Source organism: Shewanella sp. MSW, from assembly GCF_007636515.1.
Classification (GTDB): domain Bacteria; phylum Pseudomonadota; class Gammaproteobacteria; order Enterobacterales; family Shewanellaceae; genus Shewanella; species Shewanella indica.
Map to the genome: position 1 here is coordinate 158,267 of NZ_LVDR01000007.1, position 15,735 is coordinate 174,001.

Here is a 15,735-nt window from a genome sequence, read left to right on the forward strand (position 1 = left end):
ATGAAGAGTGCAGCCCCGGGAATAGGAATATTTGATAGCCCGTCTAATCATTCTGAGCTTAATCGCGATGAGCTGAATGGGCGTCAGTCGAATTACCGTGAGTTAAATAGCGGCGACACTGGCACTTCGGCATTGACTATAAGTTCCGAGGTTGCCAGTGCCGACGTCGCCAGAGTGTTGCCCTTCTCGACCGTTGATGGCCCGGGCAATCGCATGGTGTTTTTCCTTCAGGGTTGCAACTTTCGCTGCCCCGGTTGCCATAATCCGGAAACCATCACTCTGTGTGACGCCTGCCAGGAGTGTATTACGCACTGCCCGGCAGGTGCCTTGAGCCTAAAATCAGCTGCGGCTGATATTCAAGCAGTTTCAAATAGCAAGGCATCTCTCAGGCTTGCCTGGGATAGTACAAGCTGCATCGGCTGCGACACCTGTCTCGATGTTTGCCCTTCGAGCAGCCAGCCCAAAACCCAACGCCTGTCAGTCGAAACAGCATTGACACTGATTAAAAGGCAGAAAGCTTTTATCCGCGGTATCACCTTGAGTGGCGGAGAGGCCAGCTTGCAGCTGAAATTTGTCAGCACCTTGTTCAAAGCCATCAAACAAAGCCCAGGGCTCAAACACCTGACTTGCCTTTTGGATACTAATGGTAGCCTGGGAGCAAGTGGTTGGCAGCGTCTGATCCCTTGGCTTGATGGCGCTATGGTTGACCTGAAAGCCTGGGATGAGCCGGCTCACCGACGACTGACAGGCCGTGGCAATATCAAGGTCAAGCAGAGCCTGCAACTGCTGGCCGAAGTAGGAAAACTGGCGGAAATCAGGCTACTGGAAGTCCCCGGAAAAAGTGATTATTGGCAGCACTTTGACGCTCTGGCGTTGTTTTTGCTCGACTTGCAACGCCGGCAAGCGCTGAAGGGGGAGCCGATGCGGCTGCGCCTAAACGGTTACAATCATCATGGTGTCAAAGGCGAGGCCTTGCGCTGGCCCAAGGCGAGCCAACAGCAGATTGATGACCTGGCCAAGGCGCTCAGCCGCGCCGGTATAGCCAATATCAGTCTGCCACCGGTTAACCTTGGCTGATGGACTGCTTAAAGCCACTGAGGAGAGTTGCTTTTAGCCATTGTAGCGCCGGATCTCGGCTACCACTTTGATGATGCACCATGCTATAGCCCACCTTGCCATAGGCAAAGGGCAATGGCTTAACTACCATGCCGCTTGCCTGCGCCGCCATTGAAGCCCACAGCGCCGAGCAGGTAAACAACAAGTCCGAGTGGCGGCAGATACTGGCGGCGGCGCCGAAGTCGGCGACTTCCAGCGCCAGCTCCCGCCTGCGGCTCAATTGTGCCAATGACTGCTCGAAAAAGGGTTGCTGCAGATCGGCGTCCAAAATGCCCACATGGGCAAAGCTCAGATAGGCATCCAGTGTCAACTTTTTTGTTGCCAGCGGGTGCCCGGCTCGCATCAGGCAACACATCTCGTCCTCTGCCAAACGCTCCCAAATCAGTTCGTTGCGGCCAGTTGGCGGCTGTCCCAAGTCGTGTGGCAGAACCAGCAAGTCCACCCGTCCTTCACACAGGGACTGAAAACCCGTGCTCTCTTTGGCATGCACTGCCAGTTTCATTCCCGGCGCCTGCTGTTGCACGCTGGCGATAGCGCCCGCAAGCAGTTCGAAGCTACTTTCTCTCAGCGCCAAATTCATCCGCCCTTGAAATCCTTCCGGGCGAAAGCCCTCTTCGGTAAACAGGTTGTCCATCTCTCTGAGCATGGCGCTGATAACCGGCCCGAGTCGTTTGGCCTTGGCAGTCGGCAACAACTGATTACCCTGACGGTAGAAGAGCTCATCATCGAGGCAATCCCTGAGCTGGGAGAGTATTTTGCTGACCGCCGAAGGGCTCAAACACAGACGCGTGGCCGCCTGGGTGACGCTTTGCTCTTCCAGCAGCTGTCTGAGCACCAGAAGATGACGGAAATTAATGCGGGATAAGCGGACGATATCACTCATTCTGGCTGTGTTTAACCTTGACTGAATAAGCCAAGGCTAAACCAAAACTGAATCAAGTTCTGCAATCAGGCTCTCATTCAGCCAAGCGCTTGGTAAAGCGCTGTCAGAGAATACGCCGCAGCAGAAAGTCGGCCTTGAGCCTGCGAATACGATTCATGATTTTTTTTACCGGCTTGGGGTAACTCTGCAAGGTATCTATCTGGCTGTAATGATACAAACGCTGGCTGTGCAGCAGCAGATGTTGCTGCTCTTTGGCAAAAGACTCGGCCAGCTCTTGTTTGTCATCATGCAGCAGTAAACCATTTTCCAGATCCAGGGCCCAGGCCCGCGGATTGAGATTGCTGCCGGTGAGCAGATGTTTGCGACCATCCATGCTCACCCCTTTGAGGTGATAACTGTTGTTGTCATGCTTCCACAGATGGATATTGAGTAGTCCTTGATCAACCGCCCACTGCTGGCGTTTGACAAACTTGCGCAGCGACTGCTCATAGAGGTACGGCAATGCACCTATGGTGGAAAAATCCTGATCCGGCGGAATATAGAAGTCATTGGCCGTCTTGTCACCCACCAAAATATCCAGACGCTTGCCGTTACGCAGATGTTTAACCAACGCCCGCACCAAAGCATAGGGCGGGTTAAAATAGGGAGTGCAGATAAAAAGCGATTCCTTGGACTCCTCAACCATGGCGAGTACCGCCTTGTTGAGCGGATTGCGCTTGCGTCCAAGCCCCAAAAGCGGCGTGACCCGCAATCCCTCTTCAACGCCCTTGAATTGATAGCTTGCCGCCGACAATCGCTGCTTAAAGCTTCTGACATCAATTTTTTCCGGCAGCACTTCCTCTTCTTCCGGACAGCTCAGGCAACTGACCGCTTTGTCGCTTAAAATAGCACTGTCAATCATCTCTCGCATGCTGGCAGCCAGCTCGGCCGATTCCAGCAAGTGATAGCGATCGAAACGGTATCTGTCTTTCTGCTGCAGGTAGATATTATTGAGGCTGGCGCCGCTGTATATCACGGCATCATCGACAATAAAGCCCTTGAGGTGCAGTACTCCCATAAACTCACGGGATTTCACCGGTACGCCATAGATGTTGAAACGCTGCTGCGCTTGCGCCATCACCTGACGGTACATCAGGTTGTTGCCGCCATCGCCCTTGTGGCCGATAAGGCCGCGGCGGGCACGGTGAAAATCTACCAACACTTTGATTTCGAGTTCGGGTCTGGCTGCCTTGGCCGCCAGCAGTTCGGCAAGTATTTCGCGTCCGGCCTCATCGTCTTCCAGATAGAGTGCCGCAATATAGATGGCCTCTTTGGCGCTACGGATCCGCTCAATCAAGGTCTGTTTGAAGTTACTTGGGGTCAGCAGCCAGTGCAATGCATCCGGCGCTATGGCAATTCCACCCAGCTTATCCAGCAAGGTATCCTCCTGTCACTGTATGTTCCGGCAATCCACTCGCTCCTTGTGTTTCCCGGCAAAATGTCCTTCCCCTGTGATGGCGTAATCGATAAAGATCCACGGCGGGGCGAATAAGGCAATAGAAATTACCCACTTGTCTTCTATCGGGCAAGCCTTTTCTAGTCAACAGCCGCTATTGGTTCACGATTTCGGCGCAATTTGTATCAAAAGAGGCTATGAGGACACCGCGCCAAGAGTAAAACCGACCCAGATCACGCTTTTGTGATGGCAGCCCTGTTATCACAGCATTAGCCTTATACACTAATATGCCCTTAATCCCTCACTCACTTAACTCAAACCTGGACGGCAATGAACAAACAATTCTGGTTGACGCTTATCGGTACCCTGCTCGCGGCCTGGGCCTTGTTTCACTTCAAAACCTATCTCGGCCCTTTGGTACTGCCGCTGTTTATCGGTTTGGTATTGATAGTCACACTTAAACTCTATGCACTGATGGACAAGGACGACAGCTAAGGCTCTGCAGGTTATACTCTCGAAAGCATTCACGGAACCGGAGGCTTTTTTATGCCACAGTTGTCCCTGCAGGGCTTGGCACGTCCACTGTTGTTATTGAGCGCCATGGCGCTGTCTTCCCCTTTGAAGGCCGATAATACCTCCCTTGATGATCTTTTGACTCTGATCACTCCGGCCTCATCACAAACTGCCGTCTGGATAGAAGATCTGCAAAGCGGCGAGCAACTGCTGAGCCACAACAGTGAAACCCTGATGATCCCGGCCAGTACTCAAAAACTGCTGACCGCGGTAACGGCCACTGAGCTGCTGGGAGAGGAGTTTCGTTATCACACCAGCATTCTCAGTACCAATTCGCCCAAAAATGGCGTACTTCAAGGCGATCTCTATCTACTGTTCAGTGGCGATCCTACCTTAAAGCGCCAGGATCTGATGGAACTGTTCAAGCGTGTCACCGAAGCGGGTATCAACCAGGTACAGGGCAACCTTATCTTGATAGGAGAAACCCATGAGCAGCTTAGAGCACCCGGTTGGGTATGGGATGACTTGGGGATCTGTTACGCAGCCCCCGTCTCCAGCTATGTGATTAACCAAAACTGTGTCCATGGCAAACTCGAACCCACACTCGCCTCAGACAAAGCCAAAATTTCAGCGCCGGTTTATCTGCCGGTCAAGCTGACCACCAACGCCATTTTCGACAAAGGTCACAAGCAGGGCTTTTGCGAACTGCAACTGGACCGGTTACCCGGCAACCACTTTCATTTCAGTGGCTGTTTCCCGGGCGCTCAGGTATTACCGCTGGCGCTGGCGGTCAACGACCCCGGCCAATATGCCATCGACAGCGTCGCCGGCATTATCAAGGGTAAACTCAGTATCAAAGGCAAGATACTGACCTCCAATCAGCTGCCGGCCAGCTCCAGGGTGGTAGCCAGTCATGCCTCGGATGCCCTGCCCGAGCTGTTGGAAATCATGTTACTGGAATCTGACAACCTGATTGCCGACAGCCTACTTAAACAGCTGGGGAAACACTATTATGGTGATGGCGCCAGTTTCAGTGCCGGCGCCAAAGCCATCAGGGAAGTGCTGGCAGAAAAAGGTGTAGTGCTGGAAAGAGCCCAGTTGATAGATGGCTCCGGACTGTCACGCTATAACCTGCTCAATGCCAGGCAGTTGGCGCAGTTGCTGCGATTAATTGCCGATACCCCGGATTACCAATGGTTGATGCACAAGCTACCGGTTTCCGGCCACAGCGGCACCTTAAAGTACCGCAAGCGCTATGCCAACAAGCCGCTCAAGGGCAGAGTCTGGGCCAAAACCGGCAGTATGCAGGGTGTGGTGAATCTGGCCGGTTATGTTACCGATGGCAGTGACAAGCAAGTGCCCAGATACCTGTTTGTAGTGCTGGAAAATGGTTTGAGCCCCCAGAGCAAGGAGCTTGAAGCCGCGCCCTTTGCCACACTTTTGCTGCAGGGGCTGACAGATTTTCGCACAAACAGCCGCGCAGAAGGCCAACTGGCGGCAAAAGAGCAAGATAAACCCAAAGCTGCACAACAGGAAAAAGCCCAGGCCGAGCTGAATGTCAGCGCCCGTTAGTAGGGCAACGTCAAAGCTTGTACTTAGATAAAACGCCAACAAAGCCATGAGAAAAGAGCCGCTTATAGCGGCTCTTTCGATTCAGCTTGAATACTTCTGCGTTCTCAGAACAGCTCGGGCGCAAGGGCCATCACACTGTCATCACCACCGGCCAGCTGACTCAAATGGAAATCGGCTTTGGCCAACAATTTGGCAAAGTAGAACTCCTTCAGTTGGTTCTTGACCTCGGCAAAGCCTGGCTCAAGGGTATTATCGGTTGCAGCGAGTGCCTTATCTGCCATCAACAGCCACAGGTAACCGTAGAGTATGTAACCAAAGGCATCCAAGGCTTCAACCGCCAAGGCGTTAATAAGCGCAGGCTTATCGCCTTTTTGCTCGTTAATAGCGGCAATCGCGCTGGCGAACTGGTCAAACAGGCTTTCAACGCGCTGTTTCTGCTCATTTGATACTTGTCCAAAAGTCGCCATATCAACCTTGATATCGGCGATAAACTCATTCAAGGTTGCCAAGCGATCACCTGTCAGCTTGCGCCCCAAAAAGTCAATGGCCTGAATACCATTGGTGCCCTCATAAATCTGGGCGATACGGGTATCACGCACCAATTGCTCTATGCCGGTCTCACGAATATAGCCGTGGCCACCGAATACCTGCTGCGCCAATATGGTAGCGTCCAGACCGCGATCGGTCAGGAACGCCTTAGCGACCGGAGTCAAGAGACCCACGTAACGACTGGCTTTGGTTTTAATCGCTTCATCTTCGGCAAACTTGGCCAGATCCAGCTGTTTACCTGTGAGCATAGCCAAGGCCCTGCCCGCTTCTGTCATGGCGCGGATATTCAGCAGCATGCGCCTTACGTCGCCATGTACCAAAATAGGATCTGAATCGCTGCCGGTGGGTGAGCCACCGGCAGCGACGCCCTGGAGGCGCTCTTTGGCATAATCGGCCGCCATCTGATAAGCGCCCTGAGCACTGCCAAGCCCCTGGATACCTATGGACAGACGTTCATAGTTCATCATGGTGAACATGCACACCAGGCCACGATTGGGCTCGCCGATAAGATACCCCTCGGCATCATCAAAATTCATCACACAAGTCGCCGAACCCTTGAGACCCATCTTGTGCTCGATGGCACCGACGGTTACACCGTTGGCTGCGCCCAAACTGCCGTCATCGGCCACTTTGAACTTAGGTACCAGGAATAGCGAGATGCCTTTGCTGCCGCTGATCTTGGCCAGCACCAGATGAACCAGGTTCTCGGTCAAGTCCTGATCGCCACCTGTGATGAAAATTTTTGAACCACTGATAAGGAAACTGCCGCTGTCAGTTGGTTCAGCGCGGGTGCGGATATTACGCAAGTCCGAACCGGCCTGAGGCTCTGTCATATCCATGGCGCCGGCCCATTCACCTGAGTAGAGTTTAGGCAGATATTTGGCCTTGAGCTCCTCACTACCGTGGGCGTGAATACACAGTGCAGCACCTGAAGTCAGTGCACTGTAAAGTGTAAAGGCGTTACAGGCGCTATAGCCCATTTCATCGACCATGACACCGAGCATTTTCGGCATCCCCATCCCCCCCAGCTCAGGGTCGCCGCACAGCCCTACCCAACCACCGGCGGCAAACTCGGCATAAGCTTCTTTATAACCATCGGGTGTGATCACCTTGGCAGCCTCGAAACGGACTCCTTGTTCATCGCCATTGCGGTTTATAGGATGAATAAGATCGCGGCACAGTTTGGCGCCTTCTTCGAGGATGGCAGCGGCAGTATCGAGATCGACCATATCGGCCATTGCCGGCAATGAAGACCAGGTTTGTTCGGCATCAAAAACATGTTCAAGCAAGAAGCGCATGTCAGTTAACGGAGCTTGGTAGGGATTCATCTAAAGACTCTTAAACGTTGGATTTAAACACTTGTTTCAATCTAACTCAGTTAACGCAGTAATACAATGCGCCAAAGGTAGAATTACCGAGGCGATATCCACAGAAATGAGGGTTTTATGGGTATAATCATATTCTGATTATCAAGCACAACGACCAAACCCAAAGCGGATATCCCCTGCCGCTTTCCGCCGGGCCACTCTTCAGTCTCATCAAGTAGTTACAGTCAAAACTGTCGCATTGAGTTGTGAAATCTATTCATATCCCTTTTCATGGAGATATTCAGCCAAAAGTTGCTCTGTTTGTTGCTGCTGGGTCGCTTGCCAGCCATCTTCATGGACAGCCAACTCAAGTGGTCGCCGTGGCAACCAGCCTTTACGTTCAAGCTCAGGGATATCGCTAAAGGCACTCACACGACCCAGACATAGATAGGCGATAATTCTTATCTGCTCCGGGATCCCCAATGTCTCACGCAGCACTTCATCATCGAGAATACTGACCCAACCCACCCCAAGACCTTCTGCTCTGGCAGCAAGCCACAAATTTTGCACGGCACAAACCGCACTGTAGTTGTCCATTTCCGGTTTAATGGTGCGCCCAAGTACCACTGGCCCAGTGCGGCTTGGGTCGCAAGTCACGCAGATACCCAAAGGCGCTTCAACAATACCTTCTAGTTTTAGTCGCTGATAATGGCGTCGTCTTTCACCACTGAACTGCTCGGCAGAACGCGCATTGGCGGCGTCAAACCCTTCTTTAATTGCCTGGCGCTTGGCGTCACTACGCACCAGAATAAAGTCCCAAGGCTGCATAAAGCCAACGCTGGGCGCATGGTGCGCGGCATCCAGGATCCGCTGTAAACTATCCTCGGCAACCGGTTTTGACAAAAATTGGCTACGTATGTCACGACGGGCAAATATCGCCTTGTAGAGGGCTTCTCTTTCTTGCAGAGAAAACGCCTGTGCTTCGGAGGAGACGGTAAAATCAGACATGGTTCACCTCTTTGATGACTGCTGTGCCCGGACTATAGCAGGCATTTTACTGATTGGGCCAATCCGACGTTCGCGGATTTGATGCCATATCAGCAAGCGCTTTATGGAAAAATACCAGGTCGTTTGAATGACCCGGTATTTTCAATACTGTTCAAGGCAAAGGTTCAGGCTTTATCAGACACTCACTTCTCCACGATCTTGTTTATTGTCCGTGCCGCCGGCTTTTCCATCTTCATTGCTGTTCTTGCCTTGTTCACCAGATGCCGTTAATGCGGCTTGCTGCTCTTTTGCTTCCAGCTCCTTGGCCTTTTGCTCGGCTTCAGCCCTTGCCTGCTTGAGGGTTTCTTCAGCTTCCTTGAGTGCTGAAGCTTCTGCCATCGCCTCTTTAGGGATAAGGCTGATAAGTTCAATTCCCGTTGGCAAGTCTGTCGTGTTACCGGTCAACATAGTGACCTTGCCGTTTTTCAAATACATCAGTGGTACTACAGTTTCACCATAACGACGGTAAAAATCTTTGTAGCCGAAGCTCTCCGTCAGATTAGTGCTCTTAAGCACTCCGCCCTTAGACATCAAGCTGGCCAGTTTGGCGTAGGAAACTGTCTCCCCGAATAGGCACATACGCTTCAAGTAAGATTCAGATAACTGATGGCGAGCGCTGGTACCGTTGTTCTCCGAGTTACTGAGACCATAAACCTTCTTCTGCCCGAGGATATCCTGGAAATGGAAATAGACCAAAGGATTGAGCTGACGATATGGGGAGAGGATCAGCACCTTGCCGATACCGGTCAAATCCAGATAGGTGTCGGCATGTTCGGAAGCCGGATTACCGAAATAAACCGGAATATTATCCATTCGTGCCAAACGAATATTATCCCAGTTACTGTCGGCGAGGATGACCTTGATATCCTTACCCTTGAGCACCTTGGCCAGCTCCCGGGAAAACTTGGAAGCGCCAAAGATAAGCAGGCCGCGGGCGGACCCCGCTTGTACCCCAAGCATATTGGCCCAGCGTCTGGCCGTGAGTGACTGGATCACAACCGTGCCTATGATGATTAAGAACACCAACGGCACTATAGTTTCAGCCCCGGGCACTTGCATCTTCTCCAGCTTGATGGCAAACAGTGATGACACTGCCGCCGCTACTATCCCTCTTGGTGCCACCCAGCTCAAAAACCACTTTTCAGGGCTACTAAGAGACGTTCCTATACCAGAGATCCAGATACTCAAGGGCCTAGCCACCAAGAGTACCACTGCCAGTACCCCAAGACCGCCCAGCCCTAAGTCGAGCATGGCAGATGAGTCCAACCTGGCGGCGAGCAAAATAAACAGCGCCGAGATAAGCAGTACCGTGAGAGTCTCTTTAAACTCAAGAATATCGGCAATATCCACACCGCGCATATTGGCCAGCCAAATCCCCATTACTGTCACTGTTAGCAGGCCGGACTCCTCCTGAAGCAGATTCGAGCCGACAAAGACCCCGAGCATTATGGTTAACACTGCCGTATTAGTGAGATAATGAGGCAAGAGGTTACTTCTCAGCATCCGACCAACAAGATAACCGGCCAGAGCCCCCAGGCCCAGGCCTATCCCCAGCATGGAGCCGAGCGCCAGCAGTACATGCGCCGTCTGCCCGGCGCTGACAGTAATATACTCAAACACCAATACCGCCAGCATGGCGCCTATCGGATCTATGACTATCCCCTCCCAGCGCAGAATGCTGGCCAACTGAGACTTGGGTTTAACAGTTCTGAGCATGGGCACTATCACAGTCGGGCCGGTCACCACGACCAAGGCACCAAACAGCAACGCCAGCGGCCAGTCAAAGCTCAACAAAAAATGCGCCGCCGAGGCGATGCAGCCCCAGGTAATCAATGCCCCCACAGACACTAAATGCGTCACCATCCGGCCGTGATCTTTGATCTCCTTGAAGTTGAGTGTCAACGCCCCCTCAAACAGAATCACCGCCACCCCGAGGGAAATTATCGGGAACAGCAGATCACCGAAAATCGCGTCGGGATTAAGTAAACCTAGTCCAGGCCCCAGCAATAAACCACACAATAGCAGCGGCAATATCGCCGGCAGACGCATCCGCCAGCCAATCCACTGACACGCCAGAGACAAGACTCCTATCAACGCCAGCATGGCGGTGATTTTTTCAACCATAAGTGAATCCTTTTGTTTGGCTCGCCCCGAAAGCCGTTCTACCATCAGCCCAGTAAAAGCCGCATTCGCATTATGAGCATATATGAGTTAACGAAATATGTACCAGCTTTGAATATCAATGATTTTCAAAACCCGGTTATACAAGAATAAAATCTGATAAGAACTGGAAGATGCACATAATATTAAGCAAAAGTGCTTTTCCAAGGAAGTTGATAAGGCTGCAAAACTAACTTTATAAAAACAATAAGTTAACTATCGATTTTCAGTTTGCCAAGATGCAGGGTTTACCTATTTTGCGTGATTAGACAGGGAAAAGTCGTTAAGACCTTTCCCTTTTCTGACTATTCCGGCTTTATCATCTCAAAATGGCTGTAGGCCCTGGCAGTGGCTATCCTGCCCCTGGGAGTACGCTGGATAAAACCTTGCTGAATAAGAAATGGCTCCAGCACATCCTCTATGGTTTCCCGCTCTTCGCCTATAGCCGCCGCCAGGTTGTCGAGCCCCACTGGGCCGCCCATAAACTTGTCGATGATCGCCAGCAGCAACTTGCGGTCCATGTAATCGAAGCCTTCGCCGTCCACATCCAGCATATCCAGCGCTTGCTCGGCCACCAACTTGGTGATCCGGCCATCGTGTTTCACCTCGGCAAAGTCACGCACCCGTCTGAGCAGGCGGTTGGCGATCCGCGGGGTTCCGCGGGCACGGCGAGCGATTTCCCTGGCGCCGTCCGAGTCCATCTGCAGTTCCAACATCTTGGCAGAGCGGGCAACTATGGTGCTGAGGTCGTCCACATTGTAAAACTCTAGCCGCAGCGGGATCCCGAAACGAGCCCTTAACGGCGAAGTGAGCGCACCGGCGCGGGTGGTAGCGCCCACCAGGGTAAATGGCGGCAAGTCCAGTTTGATAGAACGGGCCGCCGGGCCCTCGCCTATCATGATATCCAGCTGATAATCTTCCATCGCCGGATAGAGAATTTCTTCCACCACAGGGCTGAGACGATGAATTTCATCGATAAACAGGACATCGCCCGGCTCGAGATTGGTCAGCAATGCCGCCAGATCGCCGGCTTTTTCCAGCACTGGCCCCGAGGTGGACTTGATATTCACCCCCATCTCATTGGCCACTATCATTGCCAAGGTGGTCTTGCCAAGCCCCGGCGGGCCGTAGATCAACATGTGATCCAAGGCTTCCTGGCGGTTTTTGGCGGCTTGAATAAACACCTTGAGCTGAGCGCGAGCCTCATTCTGACCTGTATACTCGTCCAGCAACTTGGGACGCATCGCCCGATCGATAAGCTCCTCCTGAGGAGAGCTTTGGGGTTGGATCAGTCTGTCGGCCTCTATCATGCCTTTACCTTCATTCCTCAGTTATCCGCTCCATGTTACAGCATGGATTTGAGTGCGGCCTTGATCAGGGTTTCTGAATCTATGCCTTCAACAAAGGCGCTGGAAACCGCTTTGCTGGCCTGGGCGGGTTTATAACCCAAAGAGAGCAAGGCTGCAATGGCATCTTCTTCGGCGTTGTTGGGCGCTTCTGCCGGGGTAAAATTGGACTTGAGCACAAACTCACGCTCATTGCCGCTGGAGGCTTCCATCAGGCTCTTGAGCTTGTCGCGCATCTCAACCAATAAACGCTCGGCGGTCTTCTTGCCCACCCCCGGCAGTTTTACCAAAGTGGCGATATCATCGCGCTCGACACAGCTGACAAATTCCTGCGCCGTCAGCCCCGACAGTATGGTCAGCGCCAACTTAGGGCCGACCCCATTGGCCTTGATAAGTAACCTGAACAGCGCTCTTTCCTGCTTGGTAATAAAGCCATACAGCAGTTGAGCATCTTCACGCACCACAAAGTGGGTATAGAGAGTGGTGCTCTGTTGCAGTTCCGGCAACTCATAAAAGCTGGTCAGCGGCATCTGCAGTTCATAGCCCACGCCATGCACATCCAACAACACTTCCGGAGCTTGCTTTTCCAGCAATATTCCCTGTAAACGCCCTATCATCTGTATCTTCCATAGCTGCGGGCCGTTGCCCGGCCACCGAGGGCAACCAGACTCTGGCAAGTATGATAATGACACACGGCCACGGCGAGCGCATCTGCCGCATCCGCCTGCGGGGCGGCCGGCAGTTTGAGCAGCTGCTGGATCATGTGTTGTACCTGGGTTTTCTGAGCCCTGCCTGTCCCAACCACGGCGCTTTTGATCTGGGTTGCCGTGTATTCAGCCACCGGCAAATGCGCCGCTGTGGCCGCCACTATGGCCGCGCCTCTGGCCTGGCCCAATTTCAGCGCCGAATCGGCATTTTTGGCCAGAAACACTTTCTCAATGGCAAACTGCTCCGGCTGATATTGGCGGATAATCTCCGACAGGCCATCGAATATCTGTTTGAGACGGGAGGGAAGGTCCTCGCAGCTGGTGCGAATGCAACCGCTGCCGAGGTAAATCTGGTGTCTTCCCTGACACTGGATCACGCCGTAGCCAGTGATCCGCGAGCCAGGGTCAACACCTAAAATAATCGCCATAGTCCGCCTTATCAGCCGAGGCGTTCCATCACATCATCGGCAATTTCCGCGTTGTGATAAACTTCCTGAACGTCGTCGTGATCTTCCAGCGTGTCGATAAGACGCAGGAACTTGGCGGCGGTATCTTCATCCAGATCGGCCTTGGTCGATGGCACCATGGTCACTTCAGCATTCACCGCTTCAACCCCAATCGCATCCAGCGCATCTTTTACCGCACCGAAATCGGCAGGTGCAGTGTATACATCCACAGAGCCGTCATCATTGCTGACCACATCCTCGGCGCCGGCTTCCAGCGCGGCTTCCATGATGGCATCCTCATCAACGCCTTCTTCGTAGCTGATAACGCCCTGCTTGGTGAACAGATACGCCACTGAGCCGTCTGTGCCCAGGTTACCACCTGACTTATTGAAGGCGTTACGTACGCCGGTCACAGTGCGGTTGCGGTTGTCTGTCATGCACTCGACCATAACGGCGGTGCCGCCTGGGCCATAACCTTCATAAACAACGGTTTCCAGCGCCTGGCCGTCGAGCTCACCGGCACCGCGCTTAACCGCACGATCGACTGTGTCACGGGTCATGTTGTTGGACAGCGCTTTGTCGATAGCGGCACGTAAACGGGGGTTGGAATCCGGATCTGAGCCACCTTCGCGGGCTGAAACTGTCAGCTCGCGGATAAGTTTGGTGAACAGTTTACCGCGCTTGGCATCCTGAGCGGCCTTGCGGTGTTTGATGTTGGCCCATTTACTATGACCTGCCATAGGTATATCTCCTCTCAATACCGGCTTAAATTCAGACCGGTAAAAAAACAGACCGAGGCTTATGCCCCGGTTTGATTCACACTTTTATGACTTCAAGCTCAGTCATTCAGACTTCAGCTTTGTCGGCGGCCTTTTCGGCAACCTTGATACCCAATTCCACCAGTTGTTGTGGATTGGCCTCACCCGGTGCATTGGTCAGCGGGCAGGCTGCGGTAGTGGTTTTCGGGAACGCCATTACGTCACGAATCGAGCTGGCGCCTGTCATCAGCATAACCAGACGGTCGAGACCGAAGGCCAAACCTGCGTGCGGTGGTGTGCCGTAGCGCAGCGCTTCCAGCAGGAAGCCGAATTTTTCTTTGGCTTCTTCATCTGTGATCCCAAGAATACGGAATACCGTGGCCTGCATCTCCTGATTGTGGATACGTACAGAGCCGCCACCGAGTTCGGTACCGTTGAGTACCATATCATAAGCGTCGGATACCGTCTCGGCCGGGTTGGCTTCCAGCTCGGCCGGAGTCACGCCCCGCGGCGCGGTAAACGGATGGTGCACTGCGTACAGGCGACCATCGGCCTTTTCGAACATAGGGAAGTCCACCACCCACAGCGGCGCCCACTCGCCCTGGAGCAGGTTGAAATCTTCACCCAGTTTCAGACGCAGCGCGCCCATGGCTTCGGCAACCACGTTGGCCTTGTCGGCACCAAACAGTATGATATCGCCGCTTTGCGCGCCGGTGCGTTCCAGCAGCGCCTTAACGATATCTTCATTGAGGAACTTGAGCACAGGTGACTGAATGCCTTCCATGCCTGCAGCCAGATCGTTGACCTTCATCCAGGCCAAACCGCGGGCACCGTAGATACCGACATACTTGGTGTAGTCGTCTATCTGCTTACGGGACAACTCGGCGCCACCCGGCACCCGGATAACCGCCACACGGCCTTCAACATCGTTGGCCGGGCCGTTGAATACCGCAAACTCAACATCCTTGACCAGATCGGCCACGTCCACCAGTTCCAGCGGGTTACGCAGATCCGGCTTGTCGGAGCCGAAACGGCGCATGGCTTCGGCATAGGTCATGGTCGGGAATTCACCCAGGTCCACGTTGAGCAGTTCGAGGAACAGACTGCGCACCATCTCCTCGGTCTTTTGCATCACCTGCTCAGAGCTCATGAAAGAGGTTTCGATATCAATCTGGGTAAATTCAGGCTGACGGTCGGCGCGCAAGTCTTCGTCGCGGAAACATTTGACGATTTGGTAGTAACGGTCGAAACCGGACATCATCAACAGCTGTTTGAACAGCTGAGGCGACTGAGGCAAGGCAAAAAACTGCCCCTTGTATGTGCGGCTTGGCACCAGATAGTCACGGGCGCCTTCCGGCGTGGCCTTGGTCAGAATGGGGGTTTCGATATCCAAAAAGCCGTTGCTGTCCATAAAACGACGCACGGCACTGGTGACCTTGGCGCGGAAAATCAGTCGCTGGGCCATTTCCGGACGACGCAGATCCAGATAGCGATACTTGAGACGCTGCTCTTCGCTGTTGTTCTGGAAGTTATCCATACTCAGCGGCAGAGGGTCGGCGGCGTTGATTATAGTCAGTTCCTTACCCAGCACCTCAATTTCACCGGTACGCATATGAGCGTTGACCTGGCTGTCGGGACGGGCTCTGACCACACCTTTAACCTGGACACAGAATTCGTTGCGCAGTGTGCTGGCGACATCGAAAACCTCAGGCAAGTCCGGGTCATATACTACCTGGATCAATCCTTCACGATCCCGGAGATCCAAAAACACCACACCACCCAAGTCGCGGCTACGGTTTACCCAACCCACCAGGGTCACTTCTTGTCCAACGTGGGACTTGTTTACGTCCCCACAATAATGACTGCGCATCTGCTTTATATCCTTTATTCCGGCCT

General features: G+C 53.2%; 13 protein-coding genes. 3 read left to right on the top strand and 10 right to left on the bottom strand.

What is annotated here, in order from left to right; all coding sequences use genetic code 11:
• Entirely contained in the window at positions 1 to 1,077 is a 1,077-nt protein-coding gene (locus tag AYI96_RS09745) for a YjjW family glycine radical enzyme activase (RefSeq protein WP_144361509.1), read from the top strand.
• Here the strand turns inward: AYI96_RS09745 and AYI96_RS09750 are convergent.
• Positions 1,064 to 1,999 (bottom strand): LysR family transcriptional regulator, encoded by a 936-nt coding sequence (locus tag AYI96_RS09750; protein ID WP_071476677.1) that lies wholly within the window; start codon positions 1,997 to 1,999, stop codon positions 1,064 to 1,066. The genes AYI96_RS09745 and AYI96_RS09750 overlap by 14 nt on opposite strands.
• A gap of 103 nt (positions 2,000 to 2,102) precedes the next feature.
• Complete coding sequence (gene pssA, locus AYI96_RS09755; RefSeq protein WP_144361510.1) at positions 2,103 to 3,416, bottom strand: CDP-diacylglycerol--serine O-phosphatidyltransferase; 1,314 nt, start codon at positions 3,414 to 3,416, stop codon at positions 2,103 to 2,105.
• A 348-nt stretch (positions 3,417 to 3,764) separates the two neighbouring features.
• On the opposite strand from pssA, the gene AYI96_RS20305 reads away from it, so the two are divergent.
• Entirely contained in the window at positions 3,765 to 3,929 is a 165-nt protein-coding gene (locus tag AYI96_RS20305; protein WP_100143596.1) for a hypothetical protein, read from the top strand.
• Positions 3,930 to 3,980: 51 nt separating this feature from the next.
• Entirely contained in the window at positions 3,981 to 5,519 is a 1,539-nt protein-coding gene (dacB, locus tag AYI96_RS09760) for a D-alanyl-D-alanine carboxypeptidase/D-alanyl-D-alanine-endopeptidase (protein ID WP_144361511.1), read from the top strand.
• Between the two features lie 104 nt (positions 5,520 to 5,623).
• On the opposite strand, the gene AYI96_RS09765 is transcribed toward dacB, so the two are convergent.
• From AYI96_RS09765 to aspS, 8 genes are all read right to left on the bottom strand, one after another.
• Positions 5,624 to 7,396: an acyl-CoA dehydrogenase family protein gene (locus tag AYI96_RS09765; RefSeq protein ID WP_144361512.1), complete on the bottom strand. Its 1,773-nt coding sequence runs from the start codon at positions 7,394 to 7,396 to the stop codon at positions 5,624 to 5,626.
• A gap of 252 nt (positions 7,397 to 7,648) precedes the next feature.
• Positions 7,649 to 8,383 carry a 5,6-dimethylbenzimidazole synthase gene (gene bluB, locus AYI96_RS09770; protein ID WP_144361513.1) on the bottom strand — a complete coding sequence of 245 codons (735 nt, stop codon included), beginning with the start codon at positions 8,381 to 8,383 and terminating at the stop codon, positions 7,649 to 7,651.
• 174 nt (positions 8,384 to 8,557) lie between these two features.
• Positions 8,558 to 10,546: a cation:proton antiporter gene (locus AYI96_RS09775; RefSeq protein WP_071476682.1), complete on the bottom strand. Its 1,989-nt coding sequence runs from the start codon at positions 10,544 to 10,546 to the stop codon at positions 8,558 to 8,560.
• Between the two features lie 341 nt (positions 10,547 to 10,887).
• A complete protein-coding gene (ruvB, locus tag AYI96_RS09780; protein ID WP_039032912.1) occupies positions 10,888 to 11,892 on the bottom strand; it encodes a Holliday junction branch migration DNA helicase RuvB in 1,005 nt (334 codons plus the stop codon).
• A gap of 35 nt (positions 11,893 to 11,927) precedes the next feature.
• Positions 11,928 to 12,545, bottom strand: coding sequence for a Holliday junction branch migration protein RuvA (gene ruvA, locus AYI96_RS09785; protein ID WP_039032911.1), 618 nt, complete (start codon positions 12,543 to 12,545; stop codon positions 11,928 to 11,930).
• Positions 12,542 to 13,063, bottom strand: coding sequence for a crossover junction endodeoxyribonuclease RuvC (ruvC, locus tag AYI96_RS09790; protein WP_039032910.1), 522 nt, complete (start codon positions 13,061 to 13,063; stop codon positions 12,542 to 12,544). The genes ruvA and ruvC overlap by 4 nt, the downstream gene beginning before the upstream one ends.
• A gap of 11 nt (positions 13,064 to 13,074) precedes the next feature.
• Positions 13,075 to 13,821 carry a YebC/PmpR family DNA-binding transcriptional regulator gene (locus AYI96_RS09795; RefSeq protein WP_039032909.1) on the bottom strand — a complete coding sequence of 249 codons (747 nt, stop codon included), beginning with the start codon at positions 13,819 to 13,821 and terminating at the stop codon, positions 13,075 to 13,077.
• A gap of 106 nt (positions 13,822 to 13,927) precedes the next feature.
• On the bottom strand, positions 13,928 to 15,709 hold the full coding sequence (gene aspS, locus AYI96_RS09800; protein ID WP_039032908.1) for an aspartate--tRNA ligase: 1,782 nt from the start codon (positions 15,707 to 15,709) through the stop codon (positions 13,928 to 13,930).
• Positions 15,710 to 15,735: the final 26 nt, after the last annotated feature.

Bases quoted from the DNA above. Each gene is read 5' to 3' on its own strand.
- ruvA (WP_039032911.1), bottom strand. From the start codon at position 12,545: ATGATAGGGCGTTTACAGGGAATATTGCTGGAAAAGCAAGCTCCGGAA.
- AYI96_RS09795 (WP_039032909.1), bottom strand. From the start codon at position 13,821: ATGGCAGGTCATAGTAAATGGGCCAACATCAAACACCGCAAGGCCGCT.
- dacB (WP_144361511.1), top strand. From the start codon at position 3,981: ATGCCACAGTTGTCCCTGCAGGGCTTGGCACGTCCACTGTTGTTATTG.
- AYI96_RS20305 (WP_100143596.1), top strand. From the start codon at position 3,765: ATGAACAAACAATTCTGGTTGACGCTTATCGGTACCCTGCTCGCGGCC.
- AYI96_RS09750 (WP_071476677.1), bottom strand. From the start codon at position 1,999: ATGAGTGATATCGTCCGCTTATCCCGCATTAATTTCCGTCATCTTCTG.
- AYI96_RS09775 (WP_071476682.1), bottom strand. From the start codon at position 10,546: ATGGTTGAAAAAATCACCGCCATGCTGGCGTTGATAGGAGTCTTGTCT.
- AYI96_RS09765 (WP_144361512.1), bottom strand. From the start codon at position 7,396: ATGAATCCCTACCAAGCTCCGTTAACTGACATGCGCTTCTTGCTTGAA.
- ruvB (WP_039032912.1), bottom strand. From the start codon at position 11,892: ATGATAGAGGCCGACAGACTGATCCAACCCCAAAGCTCTCCTCAGGAG.
- AYI96_RS09745 (WP_144361509.1), top strand. From the start codon at position 1: ATGAAGAGTGCAGCCCCGGGAATAGGAATATTTGATAGCCCGTCTAAT.
- bluB (WP_144361513.1), bottom strand. From the start codon at position 8,383: ATGTCTGATTTTACCGTCTCCTCCGAAGCACAGGCGTTTTCTCTGCAA.
- aspS (WP_039032908.1), bottom strand. From the start codon at position 15,709: ATGCGCAGTCATTATTGTGGGGACGTAAACAAGTCCCACGTTGGACAA.
- ruvC (WP_039032910.1), bottom strand. From the start codon at position 13,063: ATGGCGATTATTTTAGGTGTTGACCCTGGCTCGCGGATCACTGGCTAC.